Genomic DNA, 24,218 nt, shown 5'->3' with positions numbered 1-24,218 from the left:
AAGGGCTCCCAGCTGTAAGAGCTGACAGCTGGGAGCCGAGCCCGGCTCTGCCTAGAGTGGCCCACGCCTTGCCGCCTGTGGCGCGGCGAACTTTCCACCCCATGGAGTACCGACACATGAAGCGAATCAATGTCAGCCCGAGTTTGAGTGCCTGGGCCGTGGCCGCCCTGGTCTGCAGCGTCGCCAGCGGCGCGCAAGCCGCCCCTGCCAGCAGCGGCCTGGACGTGCGCCTGTCCTTTGCCCAGCCCGTGCTCAAGGGCGATGTCGATGTGCATGTCACCGTCAGCATCACCAACAACTCGCGTCAGGCGCGCCAGATCCTGCGTTCGCAGCTGCCCGGCCCCATGCCCTTGGCGGCACTGTTTCGCATCACCCGCGATGGCGCGCCGGTCGACTACACCGGCCCCCTGGTCAAGCGTGGCCCGCTGACCGAGGCCGACTATGTCTTGATCGCCGCCGGCGAGACCCAGAGCTTCGAGGTCGAACTGACCGGTACCTATGACCTGAGCCAGAACGGCCGCTACGCGATCGAGTACATCGGCCTGGGCAAGCAGACCGGCGGCCTGACGGCACTGGCCGAAGCGGCGCCCAGCTACTTCTGGCTGGAAGGCCGCAGCCCGCAAGCGCCGCAGGCGGTGCAGGAGCAGAGCCCGTCCCTGGCCAGCAGCATCAGCTACACCGGCAATTGCACGGCCTCGCAAAAGACCACCCTGGCCAGTGCGTTCGCCGCAGCGAGCAACTATTCCCAGGCCGCCCAGACTTATCTGAGCGGAGCCGGCTCGGGCACGCAGCGCTACAAGACCTGGTTCGGTTCCTACACGGCCGCCAACTGGAACACCGCCAAGGCGCACTTCGTGGCAACCAACGATGCCTTCAAGAACAAGGCCGTGACCCTGGATTGCAGCTGCAAACAGAGCTATTACGCCTACGTCTATCCGACCCAGCCCTACAAGATCTACGTCTGCAATGCCTTCTGGAGCGCGCCGCTGACCGGCACCGACTCCAAGGCCGGCACCTTGGTGCACGAGATGACGCACTTCAATGTGGTGGCGGGCACCGATGATTGGGCCTACGGCCAGAGCGCCGCCAAGTCCCTGGCCATCTCCAACCCGACCAAGGCCCTGGACAACGCCGACACCCACGAGTACTTTGCGGAAAACACCCCGCCGCTGCCCTGAGCACTGAGCTGGAGTTGCAGTTGGAGCCCCGGCGCCGCCTCAGGCGGCCGGGGCCCGGCTGATCGGCAGCAGCCTGCCCGCATCGCTAGACTGCGGGCCATGGTTTCTTCCCGCCCGATTGATTTCGAAGCCCTGAACCAGCTGCAAAGGCTGGCCGGCTTGGCCCTTTCACCCGATGGCAGCCAGGTGGTCTGCAGCCTGAGTCGCCCGGACCCCTCACCGGATGGTCGGGGCCGCCTCAGCCAGCTGTGGCTGCTGCCCACCGCGGGCCCGGTTGCGGCACGTGCGCTGACGCAGTGCGGCGACAAGGACAGCCAGCCCGCCTGGTCGCCCGATGGCCGCCAGATCGCCTTTCTGGCCCGGCGCGAGCAGCAGGGCCGGCGTGACGAGAGCCGGCAGCTTTACCTGATTGCCGCCGATGGCGGCGAGGCCCACCGCATCAGCGAAGTCGCTGCCGGCATCGAGGCCTTCAAGTGGATGCCTGACGGCCGCCACATCATCTTCATGGCCTGGGTCTGGCCCGAGCTGCGCGGTTTGGCGGCACAGAACCGGCGTCAGCGCGAGTTCGCCGCGCGCCTGGAAAGTGGTCTGGCCACCAGCGAGGCCCAGTACCGCCATTTCGATGAGAACTTGCCGGTCGGGCGGGTGCTGCAGCTGCTGCGCCTGAACGTGGCGAGCGGCCGGGTCCGCTTGCTGATGGAGGGCAGCGGCCTGGAGCTGCCGCGCGCCGGCAGCGACGCCGACAGTTTCGACATCAGCCCGGACGGCCGCCGCATCGTCTTCGAACATGATCCGGCCGCGGTCCAGCAGGCCGGCCAGCGCCATGCCCTGGCCGAGCTGAATCTGGCCGAGCGACGTATTCGCCCCCTGCTCGACGAGCCGGCCTGGAGTTTTCGTGCGCCGCGCTTTGCCCCGCAGGGCGGCGGACTGGCCTTGCTGGCGACTCCGCGCCAGCCGACCCACACCGAACTGGCTCGCCTGGCCCTGATTGCCGCCGATGCCATCGACAGCGCCGCCGTGGCCTGGCAGCTGCTGCCGGCCGAGCAGGCGCCGGTCTGCGAGATCGAGCCCAGTGCGCCGCTGCGCTGGGCGCCCGATGGCCGCAGCATCTTCTTCGCCGCCCAGCAGCAGGGGCGCTGCCATCTCTGGCGCCGCCCGCTGGCCGAAGCGGCCGCGCAGCGGGTCTGGACCGGCGGCTGGCTGCAAAGCTTTGACATTGCCAGCCAAACGGCGGCCGGCACCACGGAACCCATGCTGGCGCTGGCGGCCGACAGCCTGCAGCACCCGGTGCGCCTGTTGGCCGGGCCGCTCGCTCCGGTTTCCCGGGTCGGCCCGGGCGGTGCGGCGCTGCAACGCATCGATGCCTTCAATGACGAACTGTTGGCCGGCATGCAGCTCGGGCGGGTCCAGGAAGTCACGATCAAAGGCGCCCTGGGTGAGCCGGTGCAGATGTGGCTGGTCTTCCCGCCTGGCTTCAATGCCCGCAAGAAGCACCCGCTGCTGCAGGTGATCCACGGCGGGCCGTATTCGGCCTCGGGCGACACCTTCAGCTACCGCTGGAATGCGCATCTGCTGGCCAGCCAGGGCCATGTTGTGGCGATGGTGAATTACCACGGCTCCAGCGGCTTTGGCCACGCTTTCCGCCACAGCATCATGGGCCGCATGGGCGAGTTGGAGCTGCAGGACATCGAGGCCGGCAGCGACTGGCTGCTGGCCCAGCCCTGGGCCGACCGCCGGCGCCTGTACGCCAGTGGTGGCAGTTATGGCGGCTTTATGGTGGCCTGGATGAATGGCCATGTGCCGGCCGGCCGCTACCGCGCCTACATCTGCCACGCTGGCGTGTTCGACCGCGTCGCCACCTGGAGCGCCGACAGCTATTTGCAGCGCCACCGTGACCTCGGCGCCACCTACTGGGCCGACCCTGCCAAGGTGGCGGCACAGAACCCGCTCAGCTTCGCCGCAGCCATGGACACGCCCACCCTGATCACCCAGGGCGCGCTCGACTACCGCGTGCCCGAGCACAATGCTTTGGCCTACTACAACACCTTGAAGGCGCGCGGGGTCGATGCGCGCCTGCTCTGGTTCCCGGACGAGAACCACTGGATCCTCAAGCCTGCCAACTCGCGCCAGTGGTACGGGGAAGTGCATGCCTGGCTGGCGCGCCACGGCGGGCCAGCCTGAGCGCCAAAGGGGTGTTTCAGCGCTTGGGCGGCTGCAGTTTGTCGTGAATCTCGCGCACGGCCATCAGTGCCGCCGAGCCGTAGAACTTGTGGAACTCGGCCACCATCTCGCCCTGGATCAGCACCGGGTCGGTGGCGGCCAGGGTGCGGGCTTCCTCCAGGTCGGCCACGGCAAAGACAAACAGGCCGCGCCAGCCGTCGACGCCGTCCAGCGGGCCGGCCACGGCCAGCTTGCCCTCGGCCGCCAGCCGACTCATATTGGCGAAATGGCCTTTGAACATGGCGTCGCGCTCGGGCCCGGCCGGCAGCTTGTTCGGCCCGCTCTTGAGGATCACCAGCACATAGGGGCGCATGCCGCGCTCGTCGGCGCCCAGGGTCTTGGCCAGGGCGGCGTCGTACGGGGACGCAGCCGCTGCCGAACTTGCGGCCGGGGCGGTCGGCTGCGCTTGAGCCGCCAGGCTGAACAGGGCCAGGCAGGCGGTGGCGATGGCTTTGTGGATCATGGCGAGGCTCCGGGATAGGTGATGGCGAATGATGGCAAATCTACGGCTCGGCCAATGTAAGGGTCAGCGAGGGGTCTGGGCATGCACAATCGGCCGGCCTAAATCTAAGCCCGCCGCCCGCCAGTGGGCAAACCACCGGAAATTCTCGCGATGCATTCACCTTCTCCGCTCGCCGTCGTCCAGGAACAGCTGGACGCTTACAACGCCCGGGACATCGAGCGCCTGCTGGCCACTTATGCGGAAGACGCTGAGCAGTTCAATCTGCATGGGGAGCGCTTGGCCCAAGGACATGCCCAAATGCGCGAGCGCTTTGCGGTCCGCCTTGCCGAGCCCGATCTCCATGCGCAGCTGATCTCGCGCACCGTGCTGGGTGCCGTGGTCGTGGACTTCGAGTTGATCACCCGCAACTTGCCCGAGGGTCTGGGTCAGGTCGAGATGCTGTGCATCTATGAGGTGCAGGACGGACGCATCCGCAAGGCCTCCTTCCGCACGGGCGCGACGCGTGTGCTGAAGCCGGTCTAGGCCGCTTAGAGGCCGGGGCCGGGCAGCCCGACAGCGTTCAGGCCTGATCGAGGATAGGGCGCAAAAGCTCGTCCCAATGCTCCAAATCGTCCAGGCTGATGTGCAGCCAGTCGAGGGCGGCCTGGTGGTGCTGGGCCCAGTCGGCGTCTTCGCTGAGGCCTTCGTGCTGGCGCATCAGATGTTCGGCCACCAAGCCGGCCGCCACCAAGGTGTGGACCTCGGGCTCGATGCCGGCGTGGCCCAGGGACTCCAGGTCGTGATGCAAGCGGATGGCGGCCATCAGCTCAGGCGCCATATTCCAGGCGCGCGCCAGCAGGGCACCGGCCACCGCGTGGTCGCTGCGGTGGTTGGCGTTCTCGGTGGCGATGTAGCTGCGGTCGATGCGCGCGGCGGCCTCCACCATGGTGCTGCCATAGCCGCGCAGGCTTTGCAGCAGCACCGGCATGCCGATGTGGCAGAACAGGCCGTAGGTGTGGGCCAGGTCGGGTGAGAGCCCCGGCAGCTGGCGGGCGATGAAGGCGCAGGCCAGGGCTCGCTTGGTCGAGCGTTCCCAGAAGCGGGCCAGGTGGGGGCTGTTGACGGGAATGGCGTGGCGCAAGAGAAAGCCGGTCATCACGGCCGCGGTTTCATTGAGGCCGATGCGCGTCATGGCCTGGCCCACGGTCGTGCAGGGCATGCCGTCGGCAATGTGCAGAGGGCTGTTGGCGATGCGCAGCAGGGTGGCCGACATGGCGACATCGCTGGCGGCGATGCGGGCGATTTCGTTGAGGTCGGGTTCGGCCGCGTTCATGGCCTGTTGCAGGCGGGCCAGCAGCTCGGGGCAGGGGGGGATGATGATCTGTTTGAGCACACCGCTGGCGCGGGACTTGTCAATTTCTTGGCGGATTGAAGCAGTGCTCATGAACTGGGGGGCGATTTGGCGCCTGTGCTGGCGCCGGGAGGCAGGTGCAAGGGTTACAGTCTTTCGAATTATCGGCACAGGCCGGCTCACCTGAACCTCATTTCTCTCTCACGAGGCGCCCCGACGCATGCAATTTTGCGTATGCAGCCCCACTGTCGATTGGCCGCCTGCAGCGCTACCTGCTTCGCGCTTGGCGGCTGGGGTGGTTCGCCGTGCGCGGTTCTGGGCCCGGCCGGCGGCTTTGCTGCTGTCCCTGGCCTTCTTGGGCCTGCCGGCGCTGGCGCCCGAGTCGGCCCAGGCCCTGGACCGGCAGCAGGTGCTGGAGGCGGCGGCGCGCTTCGGCCCGCGCACGGTCGGCGAAGCCCAGCAGCTGCTGCAGATGATCGAGCGGGCCGGGGCGGTCGAAGAGTTGCCGCGCCTGAGCCTGGTCAACAGCTTCGTCAACAAGCACCTGGCCTTCCGCGATGACAGCGAGGTCTGGGGTGTGCCTGATTTTTGGGCCAGCCCCCTGGAAAGCCTGGACAAGGGCCGCGGTGATTGCGAGGACTACGCCATCGCCAAATACTTCAGCCTGCTCAACAGCGGCACACCGGTGGCCAAGCTGCGCATGGTCTATGTCCGCGCCCAGCTGGGCGGCCGCACCCTGGCCCATATGGTGTTGGCCTACTACGCCGAGCCCGGCGCCGAGCCGCTGATCCTGGACAACCTGCTGCCCGATGTGAAGCCGGCCTCGCAGCGCACGGATTTGCAGCCGGTCTTCAGCTTCAATGGCGAGGGACTGTGGCAGGGTGTCGGTGCCACGTCGGCCGGCGACCCGCTGGCACGGCTCTCACAATGGCGCGATCTGCTCAGCAAAGCCCGGGCGGAAGGGTTCTGAATCACCATGACCATGAATACGAACGAACAAACCCAGTTGCGGAGGTGCTTCCCATGTCCTTGATGCGTCAAGTCTGGCTGCTGGTGCTGGGCGTGGTTCTCGCCTCCTTGTTGGGCAGCGTCGCGGTCAGCACGGTTTCGACCCGGCAGCTGCTGCAAACCCAGCTGCAGATCAAGAACAGCGACAACGCGGCGGCCCTGGCCCTGGCTCTGTCCCAGCAAGGTGGGGACGCCGAGCTGATGCAGCTGCTGATCTCGGCCCAGTTCGATACCGGCTATTACCAGCGCGTGGCCTGGCGCAAGCCCAACGGCCAACTGGCCTTCGAGCGTGTTGCCCCGGCCCGTGCCAGCGCCGCCCCGGCCTGGTTTATTGCGCTCACGCCGATTGCCGTGCAGCCCGGCGTGGCCCAGCTGTCCAGTGGTTGGAATGCCATCGGCTCGGTCGAGGTGCTCAGCCACAGCGCCTATGCGCACGACGAACTCTGGCGCAGCGTCACCCGCATGGCGGCCTTGTTGCTGGGCCTGGGTCTGCTGGCCAGCGTCGGCGCCTATCTGGCCTTGCATCGCATCCGCCGCCCGCTCGACAACGCGGTGGCCCAGGCGCGAGCCGTGATGGAGGGCAATTTTTCCCTGCTTGAGCTGCCCCATGTGCCCGAGCTGCAGCGCCTGACCGAGGCCATGAATGCCATGGTGACGCGCGTCAAGGCCATGTTCGAAGCCCAGGGCGAACAGCTGCAGGCCTTGCGCTTGCAAGCCCATTGCGACCCCTTGACCGGCATGAGCACGCGCAAGCATTTCCTGGCCGAGCTGGAGTCGGCCCTGACGCGCGACGAGGGCCCGGCGCGGGGCGGCCTGGTGCTCTTGCGCCTGCGTGATCTGGCCCTGCTCAATCAGCGTCTGGGCCGGCCGGCGGTCGACCAGGCATTGCTGACCCTGTCGCGTGCGGTCAAGGCTTACCCGGACCGGGTGCGTGGTTGCCTGGGCGGCCGCCTCAACGGCTCGGACTTCGCGCTCTGGTTGCCCGCCCCCGATGTGGCCGCCGAGACGGCCCAGGCCTTGGCCGATGCCTTGCGTGTCAGCCTGCCCGGTCTGGGCGCGGGCATTCAGGTTTCGCTGGGCGCTGTGGATCTGCCGCGTGAACTCAGCCTGGGCCAATGGTTCGGCGAGGCCGATGCGGCCTTGGCGCGCTCCGAGACCCAGTCCGGCTATGTGGTGGACTTTTTCCGCGGCCCCAATGCAGGAGCGGCCGGCACGGCCGGCGCCGAGGGCGGCAGCAGCGCCCAGGGCGAGCGCGTGTGGCGCGCGCAGATTCTCGAGGCCCTGAAGGAGCGCCGCGCTCGCCTGAGCCAGTTCCCTCTGCTCGACCGCGAGGGTCAAGTCGTGCATCTGGAATGCCCATTGCAGCTGCAGCTGGAGGCCGACGGCCCCTTCGAGCCGGCCGCGCGCTGGCTGCCCCTGGCGGTGCGCAGCCGCTTGACGGCCGAGGTGGACCTGTTGGCCGTCAGCCTGGCGCTGGAGGCGATCGCCCGCGACGGCAAGCTGCGCTGCGTCAATATCGCCCCGGCCAGCCTGCTCGACGGCGGCTTTGTCGCGCGCTTGCGCGAGCAGGTCTTCCAGGCGCCACAAGCCGCCCGCAAGCTGGGCCTGGAGTTGGCCGAGACGGCCGCGGTGCAGCATTTCGATCTCTTGCTGGAGATGGGTCGGCAGCTGCGACCGCTGGGCGTCAAGCTGGGCTTGGAGCATGCCGGCGCGGGCTTGGCCCAGGTCGACCGGCTCTACCAGGCAGGCTTGGACTATGTGAAGCTCGACGCCTCGGTCGTCAGCGGCGCCTCGGGCGACGCGGCGCGCGCCGCCTTTGTGCGAGGCATGCTGGTCATGCTGCGCAGCCTGGCACTCAAGGTCTACGCCGAAGGTTTGCGCGATGCCATGGATGTGCAGGCGCTCTGGGATTGCGAACTCGACGGCGTGACGGGCCCCTGGGCGACCGCGCAGGGCGGCAGCGACTGAGCGTCAGTAGCTGATATCGCCGCAGTGGAGCGGGAAACCGTTCCCGGCGCGATGGTCGGCGAAGAAGTGGCGCAAGGTGTCGCGCACGGTCTGGAAGGCGATTTCGTCCCAGGGCAGCTCATGCTCGGCGAACAAGCGCGCTTCCAAGGTTTCCGGGCCGGGGTTGAAATGGGTGGACAGCAGGCGGGCGCGGTAGAACAGATGGATTTGCCCGGCCTTGACCACATTCATCAGGCCGTAGAGCGGGCCGATCTCGATCTGCGCCCCGGCTTCTTCGTCGGTCTCGCGGATCGCACCTTGCAGCGTGGTCTCGCCCAGCTCCAGAAAACCAGCCGGTAAGGTCCACTTGCCATGGCGCGGCTCGATGGCGCGGCGGCACAGCAGCACTTGCGGAGTGCTGTCCTGCTCCCAGACGGGCAGGGTGCCCACCACATTGATGGGGTTCTCGTAATGGATGCTGGCGCAGGCGGTGCAGGTCGCGCGCTCGCGGTTGTCGTCGGCAGGCACCTGGTAGTGCACCTCGGCGCCGCAGCTGGGGCAGAACTTGAAACGTCGGGAGAGCCACATGGAAATCAGTTTATCTGTTTGCCCATGGCATCATCCGCGCCATGGAACTCTTCAACTACTTCCGCTCCTCGGCTTCTTACCGCGTGCGCATCGCGCTGGCGTTGAAAGGCTTGGATTACGACTACCGCGCCGTGCACCTGGCCAAGAACGAGCAGTTCGACCCGGCCTATGCCAGCGCCTCCATGTCCAAGCTCGTGCCCCTGCTGCGCGATGGCGACGCGCTGGTCAGCCAGTCCATGGCCATCATCGAATACCTCGATGAAACCCATCCGCAGCCGCCGCTGTTGCCGGCCGACGCCTTGGGCCGCGCCCAGGTGCGCGCCCTGGCACAGGACATCGCCTGCGAAATCCATCCTCTTAACAATCTGCGCGTGCTGCGCTATCTGGGCAAGGACCTGGGCCTGGACGAAGACACCAAGAACCGCTGGTACCGCCACTGGGTCGAAAGTGGCCTGGAGGTGGTGGAAATGCGGCTCAAGGCCCATGCCGGCCAGTTCTGCCATGGCGACACGCCGGGCCTGGCCGACTGCGTGCTGGTGCCGCAGATATTCAATGCCAAGCGTTTCGAATGCCGCCTCGACCATGTGCCCGAGGTGATGCGCGTGTTCGGCAACTGCATGGCCCTGGACGCCTTCGCCAAGACCCAGCCCTCGGCCTGCCCGGATGCCGAGTGACTTGAACCCCGCGGCGCTGCACCGCGACTGGCTGCAGCCCGACTGGCAGCTGCCCGCCGCGTGGCCGCGCATTCGCGCCTTCATGACGACGCGCGCTGGTGGCTGCAGCGAAGGTCTGTTCGCCAGCATGAATGTGGGCGCCGCGGTCGGCGACGAGCCCGCCCGGGTGCAGGCCAACCGGAGCCAGGTGGCCGAGGCTTTGGGTGCGCCGTTGGTGTTCCTGAAGCAGGTGCATGGCGCCGAGGTGCAGCGCCTGAGCTCCGATTTGCTGGCGGCCAGCGAGCCGCCGGTTGCCGACGCCAGCGTGTCGGCCACGCCCGGTCTTGGCTGCGCCATCCAGGTGGCGGACTGCCTGCCGGTGCTGTTTGCCGCGCCCGGCGCGGTGGCGGGTGCCCATGCCGGCTGGCGCGGCTTGGCCGGTGGCGTGCTCGAGAACACGGTGGCGGCGCTCTGCGCGGCAGCCAGCTGCGCACCTGGCGAGTTGCGCGCTTGGCTGGGCCCTTGCATTGGCCCGGGTCGTTTTGAGGTCGGCGCCGAAGTGCTGGCGGCCTTCGCTCGCAGCCAGGCACAGCCGGGTGCGGAGTTCGTCTACCGGGCCAATGCCGCCGGCGAAGCGCGCTGGCTGGCCGATCTGCCGGCGCTGGCGCGGCTGCGCCTGCGTGCCGCCGGCCTCAGCCATGTCAGCGGCGGCCACTGGTGCACGCTCAGCGAACCCTCAAGGTTCTTTTCCTACCGGCATGACGCCCGGACCGGCCGCATGGTGGCGGTCATCGGCCTGGTGTGATGCCGATGCACGCGCCAGCGGATCCAGCGGCATGGCCTCGGTCGGCTCCTGCGGGAAATCGAGTTGAGCCTGCAGTTGCTCCTGCTTTTTTCGCGCCGCGCGGCGGCTGGGCGAGCCCAGCACGTACAGCACAATCGAAATCGGCAAGAGGCCGTAGAGAACAAAGGTGATGATGGCGCCCAGCACGCTGCCTTGGCTGCTGGTGGCTTCGGCCAAGGCCATCATCAAGGCAACATAGCCCCAGGCAATTGCGATCAGATACATGAAATGTCATGGCAAGGTAAGCGGGCGAGGGTACAACATTGCGTGCGCTTTCTCACGCGGCCTGATTTCGTGTCTTTGCACGCCAGGGTCTTGGCCAAGGCGTGATCTCAATGTGGAGCCGCGGATCAGCGGCAGAGGATATTCATGAGCACGAAGAAACCGGCCGTTCCGGCCAGCCCCGCGCGGAAAGCTGCGGTCAAGAAGGTCCAGGCCAGTGCAGCGCCGGCCGCCAAGAAGGCTGCGGCTCCGCGCCGCCGGCCGGCCCAGGCACCTGCGCCGGCACCAGCGCCCTCGGCTGCGCCAGCTGCTGCTCCCGCAGCTGAGTCCCCGGCCCCGGCGGCCGCTCTGCCCGAGCTCGGTGCCGGCATGGCCGGTCTGGGCGAGATGTGGTCCAGCCTGGCTGGCTTGCAGATCCCGGCCCAAGCCCTGAGCGAGCTGCAGAGCAACTATCTCAAGCAGGCCAGCGAACTCTGGAATTCGGCCTTGCCCGGTCTGGGCGCTGGACTGGGTGGCGTGTTTGGTGCCAGCCAAGGGGAAGCCGCCAAAGAAGCCGCGCCAAAGCCCAAACCGCTCAGCGACCGCCGCTTCGCCGCCGAGGCTTGGAGCGCCAACCCGGCCTCCAGCTTCGTTGCCCAGCTCTATTTGCTCAACGCCCGCACCTTGCAGCAGATGGCCGACAAGCTCGAAGGCGAGGCCAAGACGCGCGAGCGCATCCGTTTCGCGGTGCAGCAGTTTGTCGATGCTGCCTCGCCCAGCAACTACCTGGCCCTGAATCCCGAGGCGCAGAAGCTGGCGCTGGACACCCAGGGCGAGAGCATCGCCAAGGGCATGCAGCAGCTCTGGGCCGACATCCAGCGTGGCCACCTCTCGCAGACAGACGAGAGCGCCTTCGAGGTGGGCCGCAACGTCGCCACCAGCGAAGGTGCGGTGGTGTTCGAGAACGACTTCTTCCAGCTGATCGAATACAAGCCGCTGACCGCCACCGTGCACGCGCGGCCTTTCTTGCTGGTGCCGCCCTGCATCAACAAGTACTACATCCTCGATCTGCAGCCCGAGAACTCGCTGATCCGCTACGCGGTCGAGCAGGGCCACCGGGTCTTTGTGCTGAGCTGGCGCAACCCCGATGCCTCCTGCGCCGCTTGGACCTGGGATGAGGTGATTGAGAACGCGCCGATCAAGGCCATCGAAGTGGTGCAAGACATCACCGGCGCCGAGCAGATCGACACCCTGGGCTTCTGTGTCGGCGGCACCATCCTGGCCACGGCCTTGGCCGTGCTGGCGGCGCGCGGCCAGCAGCCGGCGTCCAGCCTGACCCTGCTGACCACCTTGATCGATTTCTCCAGCAACGGCGTGCTCGATATCTTCATCGACGAGGCCATGGTCAAGATGCGCGAGATGAGCCTGGGCGACAAGAGCATGGGCAACCCCAAGGGCCCGGCCCTGCTCAAGGGCCAGGAGCTGGCCGCCACCTTCAGCTTCCTGCGCCCCAACGATCTGGTCTGGAACTATGTGGTGGGCAACTACCTCAAGGGCGAGGCGCCTCCGGCTTTTGACCTGCTGTACTGGAACGGCGACTCGACCAATATGGCCGGCCCCATGTACTGCTGGTATCTGCGCCACACCTATTTGCAGAACGAGCTGAAGATTCCAGGCCGCCTGACCATCTGCGGCGAGAAGCTGGACCTGGGCCTGATCGAAGCGCCGGTCTACATCTACGGCTCGCGCGAAGACCATATCGTGCCCTGGGACGCCGCCTATCGAAGCACCCAGGTGTTCAAAGGCCCGAAGCGCTTTGTGCTGGGCGCCTCGGGCCATATCGCCGGCGTCATCAACCCGCCGGCCAAGGGCAAGCGCAGCCACTGGCTGGGCAAGACCGCGGCCCTGCCGGCCACCTCGGAGCAGTGGTTCGAGGGGGCAGTCGAGCACCCGGGCAGCTGGTGGACCGACTGGGCCGCCTGGTTGGCCAGCCATGCCGGCCCCAAGGTGGCCGCGCCCAAGGGGCCGGGCAGCCGGCAATACCCGGTGATCGAGCCGGCGCCCGGGCGTTACGTCAAACAGAAAGCCTGAATTCAAACAGGACCGTGTGCCGCTGGCGCCGGTCCTGTTTTTTTGTTCCCGATGCGGAGTGAGCGATTGCCTGCATTTTGAAACCTTGCTGAAACCTAGTTGAAACCCTGATCTGCTAACCTGTTATCTGTGGGTGCCGAAATACGGCGCCTGTTGAGATGCAGCCTCACCCTGGAGACGAGAAATGACCGATATCGTGATCGTGGCGGCGGCCCGTACCGCCATTGGCAAGTTTGGCGGCGGCCTGGCCAAGACCGCAGCGCCCGAGCTGGGCGCGGTGGTGATCAAGGACCTCTTGCGCCGCAGCGGCCTGGACGGCAGCCAGATTGGCGAAGTGATCCTGGGCCAGGTCTTGACCGCCGGCTCGGGCCAGAACCCGGCCCGCCAGACCGTCATCAAAGCTGGCCTGCCGAACACCGTGCCGGCCATGACCATCAACAAGGTCTGCGGCTCCGGCCTGAAGGCGGTGATGCTGGCGGCCCAGGCCATCCGTGATGGCGACAGCGAGATCGTCATCGCCGGCGGCCAGGAAAACATGAGCCTGTCCCCGCATGTGCTGCCGGGTTCACGCGACGGCCAGCGCATGGGCGACTGGAAGATGGTGGACACCATGATCGTCGACGGCCTCTGGGACGTCTACAACCAGTACCACATGGGCATCACCGCCGAGAACGTGGCCAAGCAGTACAGCATCAACCGTGAAGCGCAAGATGCGCTGGCCCTGGCCTCGCAGCAAAAGGCGGCCGCCGCCCAGGATGCCGGCCGTTTCAAGGATGAGATCGCTGCCGTCACCATTCCGCAGAAAAAGGGCGACGCCATCGTTTTTGAGGCCGACGAGTTCATCAACCGCAAGAGCAACGCCGAGGCCTTGGCGGGCCTGCGCCCGGCTTTCGACAAGGCCGGCAGCGTGACGGCCGGCAATGCCTCGGGCTTGAACGACGGCGCCGCTGGCTTGATGCTGATGAGCGCGGCCAAGGCCGCCTCGCTGGGCCTGACCCCGCTGGCCCGCATTGCTTCTTATGCCAGCGCCGGCCTCGACCCTTCCATCATGGGCATGGGCCCGGTGCCCGCCGCCCGCAAGGCCCTGGAGCGCGCCGGCTGGAAGGCGCAAGACCTGGACCTGCTGGAGATCAACGAGGCCTTCGCCGCGCAAGCCTGCGCCGTGCATCAGGAAATGGGTTGGGACTTGAGCCGCGTGAACGTCAACGGCGGCGCCATTGCCCTGGGCCACCCGATCGGCGCTTCGGGCGCTCGCATCCTGGTCACCTTGCTGCACGAGATGCAGCGCCGCGACGCCAAGAAGGGCATCGCCTCGCTGTGCATCGGCGGCGGCATGGGCGTGGCGCTGACGGTCGAGCGTTGATTTCAGATTAGGGCCAAACCCGCTTGACCCCTGACAAGGCTTGCGGGAACCTTTGAGCGCGTCTTTGGCAACACACAACAGCAGAGCCTCGGCCGTCGCGTAGGACGCGGCGACGGCGCGAGGTCATCGTTTCAAAGCCATGGAGGCAAGGAGTTTTTTATGAGCCAGAAGATTGCGTATGTGACCGGCGGTATGGGCGGCATCGGTACCGCCATGTGCCAGCGTCTGCACAAGGAAGGTTTCAAGGTCATCGCCGGCTGCGGCCCCAGCCGTGATTTCACCAAGTGGATCAATGAGCAGGCCGCCCTCGGCTACACCTTCCATGTCTCGGTCGGCAACGTCGCCGACTGGGATTCGACAGTCGAGGCCTTCGCCAAGGTCAAGGCCGAGCATGGCCCCATCGACGTATTGGTCAACAACGCCGGCATCACCCGCGACGGCATGTTCCGCAAGATGAGCCGCGGTGATTGGGATGCGGTGATCGACACCAACCTGAACTCCATGTTCAACGTCACCAAGCAGGTGATCGAAGACATGCTGGACAAGGGCTGGGGCCGCATCATCAACATCTCGTCCGTGAACGGCGAGAAGGGCCAGTTCGGTCAGACCAACTACTCGGCTGCCAAGGCCGGCATGCACGGTTTCACCATGGCTCTGGCCCAGGAAGTGGCCAGCAAGGGCGTGACCGTGAACACGGTCAGCCCCGGTTACATCGGCACCGACATGGTCAAGGCCATCCGCCCCGATGTGCTGGAAAAGATCGTCGCCACCATCCCCATCAAGCGCCTCGGCACGCCCGAGGAAATCGCCGCCATCGTCGCCTGGCTGGCGGGTGAAGACTCCGGTTTCACCACGGGTGCGGACTTCTCTTGCAATGGTGGACTGCATATGGGGTGATTGAGACCGGCCCGCTGCCCGTCGGCAGCAGGCATGCCTCAATCAACGGGGTCTGCGCCCCGTGCAGATTCAGCCCAAACAGCGCCCGGCCGTGAACGCCGGGCGCTTTTTTGTTTGTCGCTAGGCCTCGCGCCTCAGCACCCGCAGCAGTTCGCCCGGCGATGGCCACACATAGCGCCACTCCGCCGCCTCGCTGCCATCCTGCAGCGTGATCACCACCTGCTCGGCCGGCCGTGCGCCCAGATGCTCGTAGACCGCGGGCGGCCGTGTTGGCCTCAAACACCCAGAGGTACAAGCCCAGCTCGGCCCACTCGCCTGCGCAGCGCTCGCTCAAGGCCAGCAGCAATTGCCGTCCTATGCCCCGACCCTTTTGATCGGGCCGCACATGGAGGTTGTCCAGCAGGCTGCCCCATTGCGCATCGAAGGCGGGAAACGCAAAGGTGAAGCCCAGCGCCTCGCCCGAAGGATCGCGAGCGATGTAGCCAAAGCTGCCTGGCGAGGGCTCGCTGATCAGGCGCCGGGTCCACAAGGCCAGTCGGGTTTCGACCACCCGTTCGCTGTCGAGGAAAGCGTCACTGAAGATACCGCGGTAGGCGCTGCGCCAGCTCTCGCGGTGCAAGGCGGCCACATCGGCCAGATCCTCGGGGCGTATGGGATGGATGGAGATCATGGTGTGGCGGAGGAGGCGGCAGCAGCATCAGCGCGCAAGCGCTGGATCAGGAAAGCCAGCACCTTCTGGCGGTAGGCCTCAGGCGAAAAGGCCTGCAAGTCGGTGTGATGCGCGCCTTCGACCAGCCACAGCGCTTGCAGCTGCGGCGCGGCTGCCGCCATGCGCTGGGTCTCGGCGGACGGCGTTTGCGTGTCCAACTGCCCGCCGGCCACCAGCACCGGTGCATCGAGTTGACGCAGCGCCTGCTCGGGCCGCAGTTGCGCCGGCTCCACACCCAGGCGCAGCGGCAGCTGGCTCAGCAGCAGGGGCGTCAAACCACGGCTCAGGAACTCACCGATCCGCACGCGCAGGCGGTTGTGCACCGCCTCCTCGATGGTCGGGTAGACCGACTCCAGCACCACCGCCTGCAGCGGCCCGCGCTCCGCCGGTGGCAGGAGCAGCAGCGATGCGCCGCCCAGGGACACGCCAATCACACCGAGCCTTTCCTGTGGCAGCTCGCGCCGCAGGAAGTTCAGCGCGGCGGCCACGCCTTGCGATTCGCGCCAGCCGAAGCTGATCCGCTCGCCACTGCTTTCGCCATGCGCCGGCAGGTCGATCAGCAGTACGCCCAAGCCAGCTTCATGCAGCAAGCGTGCCCGCGCCAGCATCTGGCCGCGATGGCTGCGCACGCCGTGGAGCAGCAACACGGCGCCACGCCCCGGTTGGCCGGGGGAGAACCAGGCGCTGATCTGGCCGGGCGCTTGCTCGGTGGCAAGTTCGGGAATGGGTCGCGGGACAGGGATGCGAACCGTGCGCGCCTGCAAATCGGCCGGCGGCGGGCCCAGGCTGGCACGGGCAGGGCGGCTGAGTTGCTCGCCGGCGATCCACAGTCCCGCCCCACTCAAGACGCTCAGCATCACGAGTGCAAGCACGCCGCGGCGCCACCGAGGCCCAGACCTGATCGCCCAGTTCATTGCGGCTCCAGCACGATCTGTTCCTGAGCCGTGCCCAGGCTGAGCCGGCGTATGCGTAAGGTGGCGCGAGATTTCGGCAGGCCGCCCGCCTCCTGCTTCAGCTCCAGTCGGCCATGGGCCAGGGCATGCAGCTCAACATGGGTCAGCTGCGGCCCGAGGGCAAAGACCAGGGCCTGGTGATCGGCCGGCACCGCCGGGTAGCGGATGACGCGTCCGCAGACATTGCGGCCGGCATGGATGAAATCGCAGATGGCTTCGCGTGTGCTGCCGGGCTCGAACTGATACACCCGATCCCAGCCAAAGCTGGTGAGCTTGGCCAGGTCGACCTGCTGCGCGGACGGGTCACGCGTGATCTCGCCGATGCGCTGGCTGATCTGGCCAGTGCCGGCGCCGAGTTCGCTGCAGGCCATCAGAAGCAGCACGGCGCTCAGCCCGGTGACCATGGATGTTAGACGCCGAGCGCCCAGGCGCGGTTTGGCGAGGTGAAGGACTCTGAACATGGCAGGCGGGTGGAGTGCATGAAGAAGATGCCACAGATGTGCAGCATTCTCGCCGGCTCTCCGGCCTCGGCCTGCGAACCGGCCGCTTCAGCGGCCTTGGTAGTTCGCCGCAAACACCGGCTTGCCCGCGCACCAGACGCGCTCCACCGCCGCCTGGCCGCCGGGCCGGGCCACGCTGATCAGGTCGGCGCGCAGGCCGACGGCGATCTCGCCGCGGTCGTTCAAGCCGGCGGCGCGGGCTGGGCCCAGGCTGACCAGGCGGGTGGCTTGGGGCAGGCCCAGGCCTTCGCGATGGACCAGGGCGTCGACGGCGGCCAGCATGGTGGCGGGCGCGTAGTCGGCGCAGAGGCAATCGGCCACGCCGGCGTGGATGGCGTCGAGGGCGCGCATATTGCCGCTCTGGCTGCCGCCGCGCATGACATTGGGCGCGCCCAGGATGGTGGACAGTCCAGCGGCGTGAGCCGCGCGGGCAGTCTCCAGATTGATGGGGAACTCGCTCATGCGGGCGCCCAGGTTCCTCATGGTCAGCACGCGCTGCGGATCGTCGTCGTCATGGCTGGCGGTGGGCACGCCGCGCTGCTTGGCGCGCTCCATCACGGCCAGCACACGCTCGTCGGCGCTTTGGCGGGCCTGCATCTTTTCCTCTGCCATTTGCAGGGCGGCTTGCTCGCTGCTGCCGTGGTTGCCCATCATGTAGGCGACATAACTGTCCAGATGCTTGAACTGGCCTTGGCCCGGCGTGTGGTCCATGATGGAGAGCAGATCGACGCCGCCTTCGTCCAACAGGCCCAGCACATGGGGCAGGGCGCTGAGGTCGGTGATCTCGTAGCGCACATGGACGCGGTTGTCGATCAGCTCATGGGCTTTCAGGCGGCGCAGGGCGCGCACCAGCTCGGTGGCCGTCTCGTTGTTGCGCACACCCCATTCGGCATGAGCAAATGACAGCGCATGGTAGGGCGTGGTGATGCCGGCCGCGGCATTGCGGCGGTCGATATTGATGCAGGCGAAGTCCAGGGGGAAGAGCACGCGGGCGCGCGGCTCCACCTCTTTTTCCACCGCGTCGCAGTGCAGGTCCACCATGCCGGGCAGCAGCCATTGGCCGTTCAGGCTCAGCTCGGGCGCGCCGCCGCCGGATTCGGGGTTGATGGCGGCAATGCGGCCGTCGGCGCCGATCAGCAGCGAGGCGTCGTGCAGCTCCTGCTCGGCCAGGACGATGTGGGCATGGGTGAGGTAGAGCGGTGAGGTGGTGTTCATCGTGTGCACTTCTTTCGCGGGCAATGTTCAGGCGGCAGCCCGCAGCTCAGGGTGGCTTGCGGCTGAGCTCAGGGCTTGCAGGGGAAGGCGCTGCGTGGCCACGGCCTCGCGCACCTCGGCGTCATGAAAAATGCCGACCACCGCCTGGCCGGCGGCGCAGGCCTCGCGGATCAAGGCGATAACGACGGCGCGGTTGGCCGCGTCGAGCGAGGCGGTCGGTTCGTCCAGCAGCAAGAGGGGCTTGGGCGCGATGAAGCCGCGCGCGATATTGACGCGCTGCTGCTCGCCACCCGAGAAGGTGGCCGGTGGCAGGCCCCAGAGCCGCTCGGGCAGGTTCAGCCGCGCCAGCAACTCGGCCGCGCGCTGCATGGCCTCCTCGCGCCCGGCACCCAGGGCTTGCAAGGGCTCGGCCACAAGGCTCAAGCTGCTGACGCGCGGAATCACCCGCAGGAACTGACTGACATATCCCACGGTGTCGCGGCGCAGAGCCGTGAGCCGCTGCGGGCTGATGCGGCAGAGGTCCAGGATCTCATCGCTGCCCGCCGCGCGCAGCAAGATCTCGCCGCTGCTGGCCAGGTAGTTGCCGTAGAGGCAGCGCAGCAGGCTGCTTTTCCCTGCGCCTGAAGGACCGTCCAGCACCAGGCAATCGCCGGCGTGGACCTCGAAGGACACCGCGTTCAGAACCGGCAGCTCCAGGCCGCCTTGCTGGTGCAGGGTGAAGGTCTTGCTCAGGCCTCGGACTTCGAGGACGGGATGATTCTTGTTGATGGCCATGTCTTGATCCTTCATTTCATGCGGCCAGAACCGAAGACACCAGCAGCTGGGTGTAGGGGTGCTGCGGGTCGTCCAGCACCTGGTCGGTCAGGCCGGTCTCGACGATGCGGCCGTGGCGCATCACGATCAGGCGCTGGGCCAGCAGGCGGGCCACGGCCAGATCGTGGGTCACCAGGATCACGGCCAGGTCCAGCTCGGCGGCCAGGCCGCGCAGCAGGTCCAGAAAACGCGCTTGCACCGAGACATCGAGGCCGGCCGTGGGTTCATCCATGAAGACCAGGCGCGGGCGGCTGACCAGATTGCGGGCGATCTGCAGGCGCTGCTGCATGCCGCCGGAGAAGCTCTTGGGCGCGTCGTCCAGGCGTTCGGCCGGGATCTCCACGCGCGCCAGCCAGTCGGCCGCCGCGCCGCGGATGTCGCCGTAATGCCGTGCGCCCACGGCCATCAGCCGCTCGCCGATATTGGCGCCGGCCGAGACCTGCATGCGCAGGCCATCGCGCGGGTTCTGGCGCACAAAACCCCAGTCGGTGCGCCAGAGCTCGCGCAGCTGGGCTTGGGTCAGCGTGCCGAGGTCGGTGAGGCCGCGGTCGTTCAAGTCGTATTGGATCTGGCCTTCGTCGGGCTGCAGTTGGAAAGCCAGGGTGTTGAGCAGGGTCGATTTGCCCGAGCCCGACTCACCCGCGATGCACAGCACCTCGCCGGGGTAGAGGTCGAGGTCAATGCCTTCGCAGCCGATGCGGGCGCCGTAGCGCTTGGCCAGGCCGCGGACTTGCAGCAAGGGGCGGCTCATGCCTGCGCTCCTGCAAAGTCAGCAGCGCTGGTGGGGCTGTTCTGCGTGCCGCGGTGGCCCTCGGCCTGGCGCGTGTTGCAGTACTCGGTGTCGGAACAGACGAACATGCGCTGGCCCTGGTCGTCGAGGATGATTTCGTCCAGATAGGACTCGGTGGCGCCGCACAGGGCGCAAGGCTCGCTCCAGCGTTCGATGGCAAACGGGTGGTCCTCGAAATCGAGCGAGCGCACATCGGTGTAGGGCGGCACGGCGTAGACGCGCTTCTCGCGGCCGGCGCCGAAGAGCTGCAGGGCCGGGTTCTGGTGCAGCTTGGGGTTGTCGAACTTGGGGATGGGCGAGGGCCGCATCAGGTAGTGGCCGTTGACGATCACGGGGTAGTCGTAGGTGGTGGCGATGCGGCCGTGGCGCACGATGTCCTCAAACAGCTTGACATGCATGACGCCGTATTCACTCAGCGCGTGCATGGTGCGGGTCTCGGTCTCGCGCGGCTCCAGCCAGCGCAGCGGCTCGGGGATGGGCACCTGGAAGACCAGGATCTGCCCGTCCTGCAGCGGCGTCTCGGGGATGCGGTGGCGGGTCTGGATCAGCGTGGCCTCGCGTGTGGCCTCGGTGGTGCGCACGCCGGTCACCTTCTGGAAGAAGCTGCGGATGTTGACCGCATTGGTGGTGTCGTCCGCGCCCTGGTCGATGACCTTGAGACAGTCGCTCTGGCCGATCACCGCGGCCGTGACCTGGATGCCACCCGTGCCCCAGCCATAGGGCAGGGGCATCTCGCGGCCGCCGAAGGGCACTTGGTAGCCGGGCAGGGCCACGGCCTTGAGCAGGGCGCGGCGGATCATGCGCTTGGTGTGCTCGTCCAAGTAGGCGAAGTTGTAGCCGGGCTGGCTGTGGCTGGTGTTGTTCATTGGACTTGACTCCTGAAGTGCACGGCGGTGCTTCTGTCGTCTATCAAGGACGCGGCGTTCGCCGAGAACCTCGGAGCGCTGAGGGCGCGGAGGGACGCGGAGCGCGCAGAGACTCTCAGACCTTTTGCGAAGCACTCAGCGAACTCCGCGCTCCTCGGCTGCTTGCTCTGCGTTCGTGTTGCTCGCCCTGCAAGGCGCTTTGAGTCATTGCTCATTTCGCTTGCTCCTTGTCCCATTCCGCCCGCAAGCGCCGCAGCAGCTCAAGATTGGTTTGAAAGTCCACGTAGTGCGGCAGCTTCAGGTGCTGCAAAAAGCCCGAGGCCTCGACGTTGTCGCTGTGCGAGAGTACGAACTCCACGTTGTTGGCCGGCAGCTCGCTGTCCTCGCCAAACTCCTCGGCGCGCAGCGAGCGGTCGACCAGTGCCATGGCCAGGGCTTTGCGCTCGGCGTGGCCGAAAGCCAGGCCGTAGCCGCGGGTGAACTGCGGTGCGGTCTCGGCGCTGCCGTGGAACTCGTTGATCAGCTGGCACTCGGTCAGCTCGACCTCGCCGATCTCGACGGCGAAGCCCAGCTCTTCGATATGCATCTCCACCGGCACGGCGCCGTAGCGCAGCTCGGCCGCAAACGGGTGGGTGGTGGCATAGCCGCGCTGGGTGCTGTAGGCCAGGGCGAGCAAAAAGCCCTCGTCGCCGCGTGCCAGGTTCTGCATGCGGGTGGCGCGGTCGGCCGGGAAGAGCAGGGGCTCGCGCGTCAGGTCGGGCGGCGGCGGGGCGCCTAGTGCCTCCGGCTCGGCCGCTTCCAGCAGGCCCTCGCGGCTGAGCAGATCGGTCACGCGCGGCGCGTGCAGGGGCTCGGCGCGGGCGGCGCTGTGAGAGGACTGCGCCTCGCTGCTGCTGGAGGACTCGCGCATCAGGCCGAAGTCCAGCAGGCGCTGGGTGTAGTCGAAGCTCGGGCCCAGCAGCTGGCCGCCGGGCAGGTCCTTGAAGGCCGAGGAGATGCGGCGCTCCAGGCGCATGCGGCCGGTGTCCAGAGCTTCGCTGTCGCTCAGGCGCGGCAGGGTGGTGCGGTAGGCGCGCAGCAGAAAGATCGCTTCGATCAGGTCGCCACGCGCCTGCTTGATGGCCAGGGCAGCCAGGTCCTCGTCGTAGAGCGCGCCTTCACACATCACGCGGTCCACGGCCAGGCGCAGCTGCTGCTTGATCTGCTCGATGCTGAGCTCGGGCTGGGCGCTGTCGCCCCGGCGCGCCTGGGCCAGCAGCTCGCGCGAGGCTTCGATCGCGCGCTCGCCTCCTTTGACGGCAACGTACATCTCAGAGCTCCCAATCGATGAGGGTGGTGCGCGGCAGAGCCAGCAGCTGCTGACCTGCGCACAGCACCAGGTCCACGCCGAGCGGGAAGCGACGGCGGTTTTCTTGCACAAAAGCCTGGCTGCTCGCGGACCAACCGGTCACCTCGATGCGTGTCTCGCCCTGGATGCCGGGGCCGCGCAGGCGCAGTGTTCCCTCGCCCACTTGCAAGGCGGTCACCTCGATGAAGAGCGTGGCCGAGCGGTCCGGGTAGGCGGCATCGCCGAGGCGCAGGGCGTCCAGAGTCGGCAGCGCGTCCAGGTTCTGCAGCATCAGGAACTGAGCCTCGCCCATCTCCGCGACCAGGGGGCAGCCGGCATGGAAGCGCAGGTGCTCCCCCGCGGCGCCGCTGCGCAGCTCGGGCGGCAGCCACAGCGGCGTGTCGCGGTCGGCCAGGGCCAGCAGCAGGGCGGTCAAGGCCGGCTTCAGGCCGGCGGGTGCGCTCAATTCAAAAGGCAGGCTTTGCAGGCTGCCGGGCCGGGACATGGCGTCCAGCAGGCAGCGGAAGGCCTGCTGCGCGTCATGCACCGGGTCGGCAAAGCCGGGCAGCAGCTGCTCGAGGTGCAGGCCGGCGGCGGGGGCGCTCGCGTTCATCGCATTCATGTTCATGGCTCAGTCCTCGCCGCGCACCAGGGTGTAGAAATCCACCTTGCTGCGCGCCACTTCGGCGGCGCGGCGGGCGTGGCGGTCTTGTTCGGCCTCGGCCAGGGGGCGCAAGAGCCGGGCTTGCAGCTGCGGCGCCCAGTCGGGCGTTTGCAGCAAGGCATCGGCCAGAGCGACCAGCTCGGCATGGCGCGGGTCGCTGCCGCGCACGGTGCCCACGCCGACACTGGCCGGCAGGCCAGTTGCCTGCAGACGCAGGGTGCAGCGGGTGACGGTGGCCTCGCCCAGATTGAAGACCTGGCCGCCACCGCCGAGGCGGCCGCGCAGCATCAGCATGCCGGTCTCGGGCCGGCGCAGCCATTCAAAGTGGGGCAGGGGCTGCAGCTCGGCCAGCTGCTGCTCCAGATCCTGAGGCCGGGCGCGGGCCAGCAGGCCCAGGGCGTGGCGGCGTGCGTCCTGCGCTGCCGCGAGAGGGATGTGTGATGACACGTGGGATCCCGTCAAAGCATCTAATCGTCTAGACGACTTGCGGCGGCAACATGCCGGCAAGTCCTGGCGATGCGTCGCATTCTTCAGGGCCGACATGAATCTTTCGTGAATCGTCTCTAAGCTGTTTGGCAATGTGATCCAGGGAATAGAGACTCAGCATGCAAGAGCAGCTTGGCCAGGTGGTGGAACGAGGCACCGGCGTGGCGGTGTGGCGCCAGATCGAGGCCGCGCTGCTGCGCGACATCCGCGAGCGGCATTACGCCGCCGGTGAGCGCATCCCGAATGAGACCGAGCTGGCCGAGCGCTTTGGCTGCAACCGCCACACGGTGCGCCGCGCCCTCGGTGTGCTGGAGCGCGAAGGCCTGCTGCGGGTCGAGCAGGGCCGTGGCACGTTTGTGCAGGAGCATGCGATTGCCTACACCGTGGGCAAGCGCACCCGCTTTTCGCAGAACCTGTCCGGCCAGGGCCGCAGCGGCCATATCGAGCTTTTGCGCGTCAACGAGCTGCCGGCCACGCCGGAGCTCGCGCACGCCCTGGAGCTGCCACCGGGCACGCCGCTGCTGCAACTGCTGACCTTGGGCCATGCCAGTGCCGGTAGCGGCGCTCAGGATGCGGTCGCCGCACGCGCGATCAATCTGGCCCGCCACAGCTTCGAGGCCAAGCGCTTTGTCGGCCTGGACGCGCTGCTGCGCGAGAGCGGCTCCATCACCCAGGCCTTGCAGCATTACGGCGTGCAGGACTACACCCGCGGCCAGACCCGGGTGATGTCGGCCCTGCCTGATGCAGAGGCCGCGCGCCTGCTGGCCCAGCCGCGCTCGCGGCCGGTGCTGCTGGTCGACTCGGTCAACCGCTGCAGCGAGCAGGGGCGCGTCTTCCAGCACACCCTGGCCCAGTTCAGCGGCGACTGGGTGCAGCTGGTCTTCGAGCCTTGATTGCATCAAAGGCCGTTGGCGGCACCCGGCACCCAGGGCGAAACACAGCACGCAGAGGTCGCAGGGAGACGCGGAGCACTCAGTGTCAGCGAAGGCTGCAGCCCTGTGCTCTGCGAGCTCTGCGTCCCTCGGCTGCTTGCTCTGCGTTCATATTCATGGCCGCGTCATGCCCATGTCAAAGCCAGGCGCTACGCTGGGCGCGATGAACCGGTTTTGACT

Annotated in this window: 25 protein-coding genes; 11 read left to right on the top strand and 14 right to left on the bottom strand. The window is 67.4% G+C overall.

What is annotated here, in order from left to right:
- Positions 1-116: 116 nt before the first annotated feature.
- Both LNV28_RS08200 and LNV28_RS08195 read left to right on the top strand, forming a co-directional pair.
- Complete coding sequence (locus LNV28_RS08200) at positions 117-1,178, top strand: M35 family metalloendopeptidase (protein WP_263518424.1); 1,062 nt, start codon at positions 117-119, stop codon at positions 1,176-1,178.
- A gap of 99 nt (positions 1,179-1,277) precedes the next feature.
- Positions 1,278-3,359 (top strand): S9 family peptidase, encoded by a 2,082-nt coding sequence (locus LNV28_RS08195; protein WP_263518423.1) that lies wholly within the window; start codon positions 1,278-1,280, stop codon positions 3,357-3,359.
- 16 nt (positions 3,360-3,375) lie between these two features.
- Here the strand turns inward: LNV28_RS08195 and LNV28_RS08190 are convergent, their stop codons facing one another.
- Complete coding sequence (locus tag LNV28_RS08190) at positions 3,376-3,861, bottom strand: YciI family protein (protein WP_263518422.1); 486 nt, start codon at positions 3,859-3,861, stop codon at positions 3,376-3,378.
- Positions 3,862-4,011: 150 nt separating this feature from the next.
- Between LNV28_RS08190 and LNV28_RS08185 the strand changes: the two genes are divergently transcribed.
- A complete protein-coding gene (locus LNV28_RS08185; protein WP_263518420.1) occupies positions 4,012-4,383 on the top strand; it encodes a nuclear transport factor 2 family protein in 372 nt (123 codons plus the stop codon).
- A 37-nt stretch (positions 4,384-4,420) separates the two neighbouring features.
- Here the strand turns inward: LNV28_RS08185 and LNV28_RS08180 are convergent, their stop codons facing one another.
- Positions 4,421-5,284, bottom strand: coding sequence for an HDOD domain-containing protein (locus tag LNV28_RS08180; RefSeq protein ID WP_263518418.1), 864 nt, complete (start codon positions 5,282-5,284; stop codon positions 4,421-4,423).
- A 202-nt stretch (positions 5,285-5,486) separates the two neighbouring features.
- Between LNV28_RS08180 and LNV28_RS08175 the strand changes: the two genes are divergently transcribed.
- Both LNV28_RS08175 and LNV28_RS08170 read left to right on the top strand, forming a co-directional pair.
- Positions 5,487-6,161 carry a transglutaminase-like cysteine peptidase gene (locus tag LNV28_RS08175; protein WP_263568788.1) on the top strand — a complete coding sequence of 225 codons (675 nt, stop codon included), beginning with the start codon at positions 5,487-5,489 and terminating at the stop codon, positions 6,159-6,161.
- Between the two features lie 53 nt (positions 6,162-6,214).
- Complete coding sequence (locus LNV28_RS08170; protein ID WP_263518415.1) at positions 6,215-8,167, top strand: bifunctional diguanylate cyclase/phosphodiesterase; 1,953 nt, start codon at positions 6,215-6,217, stop codon at positions 8,165-8,167.
- Between the two features lie 3 nt (positions 8,168-8,170).
- Here LNV28_RS08170 and LNV28_RS08165 read toward each other — a convergent pair whose 3' ends face one another.
- Entirely contained in the window at positions 8,171-8,734 is a 564-nt protein-coding gene (locus LNV28_RS08165; RefSeq protein WP_263518413.1) for an NUDIX hydrolase, read from the bottom strand.
- A 41-nt stretch (positions 8,735-8,775) separates the two neighbouring features.
- On the opposite strand from LNV28_RS08165, the gene maiA reads away from it, so the two are divergent.
- Positions 8,776-9,408, top strand: coding sequence for a maleylacetoacetate isomerase (gene maiA / locus LNV28_RS08160; RefSeq protein WP_263518411.1), 633 nt, complete (start codon positions 8,776-8,778; stop codon positions 9,406-9,408).
- Between the two features lies 1 nt (position 9,409).
- Complete coding sequence (pgeF, locus tag LNV28_RS08155; RefSeq protein WP_318013834.1) at positions 9,410-10,192, top strand: peptidoglycan editing factor PgeF; 783 nt, start codon at positions 9,410-9,412, stop codon at positions 10,190-10,192.
- Here the strand turns inward: pgeF and LNV28_RS08150 are convergent.
- Positions 10,124-10,456 carry a hypothetical protein gene (locus tag LNV28_RS08150; RefSeq protein ID WP_263518410.1) on the bottom strand — a complete coding sequence of 111 codons (333 nt, stop codon included), beginning with the start codon at positions 10,454-10,456 and terminating at the stop codon, positions 10,124-10,126. The genes pgeF and LNV28_RS08150 overlap by 69 nt on opposite strands.
- A 366-nt stretch (positions 10,457-10,822) precedes the next feature.
- Between LNV28_RS08150 and phaC the strand changes: the two genes are divergently transcribed.
- The 3 genes from phaC to phbB all read left to right on the top strand — a co-directional run bounded on the left by phaC (position 10,823) and on the right by phbB (position 14,783).
- Positions 10,823-12,523, top strand: a complete 1,701-nt coding sequence (gene phaC / locus LNV28_RS08145) for a class I poly(R)-hydroxyalkanoic acid synthase (protein WP_263518790.1) — start codon at positions 10,823-10,825, stop codon at positions 12,521-12,523.
- 184 nt (positions 12,524-12,707) lie between these two features.
- Positions 12,708-13,886, top strand: coding sequence for an acetyl-CoA C-acetyltransferase (locus tag LNV28_RS08140; RefSeq protein ID WP_263518408.1), 1,179 nt, complete (start codon positions 12,708-12,710; stop codon positions 13,884-13,886).
- Between the two features lie 159 nt (positions 13,887-14,045).
- Positions 14,046-14,783, top strand: coding sequence for an acetoacetyl-CoA reductase (gene phbB, locus LNV28_RS08135; RefSeq protein WP_263518405.1), 738 nt, complete (start codon positions 14,046-14,048; stop codon positions 14,781-14,783).
- Here the strand turns inward: phbB and LNV28_RS08130 are convergent.
- From LNV28_RS08130 to phnG, 10 genes are all read right to left on the bottom strand, one after another.
- Positions 14,734-15,453 carry a GNAT family N-acetyltransferase gene (locus LNV28_RS08130; RefSeq protein WP_263518404.1) on the bottom strand — a complete coding sequence of 240 codons (720 nt, stop codon included), beginning with the start codon at positions 15,451-15,453 and terminating at the stop codon, positions 14,734-14,736. The genes phbB and LNV28_RS08130 overlap by 50 nt on opposite strands.
- Complete coding sequence (locus tag LNV28_RS08125) at positions 15,450-16,364, bottom strand: alpha/beta hydrolase (RefSeq protein WP_263518403.1); 915 nt, start codon at positions 16,362-16,364, stop codon at positions 15,450-15,452. The genes LNV28_RS08130 and LNV28_RS08125 overlap by 4 nt, the downstream gene beginning before the upstream one ends.
- Before the next feature lie 38 nt (positions 16,365-16,402).
- A complete protein-coding gene (locus LNV28_RS08120) occupies positions 16,403-16,906 on the bottom strand; it encodes a hypothetical protein (RefSeq protein WP_263518401.1) in 504 nt (167 codons plus the stop codon).
- Positions 16,907-16,993: 87 nt separating this feature from the next.
- Entirely contained in the window at positions 16,994-18,160 is a 1,167-nt protein-coding gene (locus tag LNV28_RS08115) for an alpha-D-ribose 1-methylphosphonate 5-triphosphate diphosphatase (protein ID WP_263518400.1), read from the bottom strand.
- Positions 18,161-18,187: 27 nt separating this feature from the next.
- On the bottom strand, positions 18,188-18,934 hold the full coding sequence (gene phnL / locus LNV28_RS08110; protein WP_411969929.1) for a phosphonate C-P lyase system protein PhnL: 747 nt from the start codon (positions 18,932-18,934) through the stop codon (positions 18,188-18,190).
- Between the two features lie 16 nt (positions 18,935-18,950).
- Complete coding sequence (gene phnK / locus LNV28_RS08105; protein ID WP_263518399.1) at positions 18,951-19,724, bottom strand: phosphonate C-P lyase system protein PhnK; 774 nt, start codon at positions 19,722-19,724, stop codon at positions 18,951-18,953.
- On the bottom strand, positions 19,721-20,629 hold the full coding sequence (locus LNV28_RS08100; protein ID WP_263518397.1) for an alpha-D-ribose 1-methylphosphonate 5-phosphate C-P-lyase PhnJ: 909 nt from the start codon (positions 20,627-20,629) through the stop codon (positions 19,721-19,723). Before LNV28_RS08100 ends, phnK begins: the two co-directional genes overlap by 4 nt.
- Before the next feature lie 211 nt (positions 20,630-20,840).
- A complete protein-coding gene (locus tag LNV28_RS08095; protein WP_263518395.1) occupies positions 20,841-21,938 on the bottom strand; it encodes a carbon-phosphorus lyase complex subunit in 1,098 nt (365 codons plus the stop codon).
- A gap of 1 nt (position 21,939) precedes the next feature.
- The gene (gene phnH / locus LNV28_RS08090) at positions 21,940-22,584 is read right to left on the bottom strand and encodes a phosphonate C-P lyase system protein PhnH (RefSeq protein ID WP_318013833.1); all 645 of its coding nucleotides are present in this window, start codon (positions 22,582-22,584) and stop codon (positions 21,940-21,942) included.
- A gap of 3 nt (positions 22,585-22,587) precedes the next feature.
- Positions 22,588-23,067, bottom strand: coding sequence for a phosphonate C-P lyase system protein PhnG (phnG, locus tag LNV28_RS08085; RefSeq protein WP_263518393.1), 480 nt, complete (start codon positions 23,065-23,067; stop codon positions 22,588-22,590).
- A 158-nt stretch (positions 23,068-23,225) separates the two neighbouring features.
- Between phnG and phnF the strand changes: the two genes are divergently transcribed.
- Entirely contained in the window at positions 23,226-23,999 is a 774-nt protein-coding gene (gene phnF / locus LNV28_RS08080; RefSeq protein ID WP_263518392.1) for a phosphonate metabolism transcriptional regulator PhnF, read from the top strand.
- The last annotated feature ends 219 nt before the right edge of the window (positions 24,000-24,218 follow it).

The organism is Paucibacter sp. DJ2R-2 (assembly GCF_025717675.1).
Classification (GTDB): Bacteria; Pseudomonadota; Gammaproteobacteria; order Burkholderiales; family Burkholderiaceae_C; genus Paucibacter_A.
This window is presented reverse-complemented; position numbering and strand designations above follow the sequence as displayed.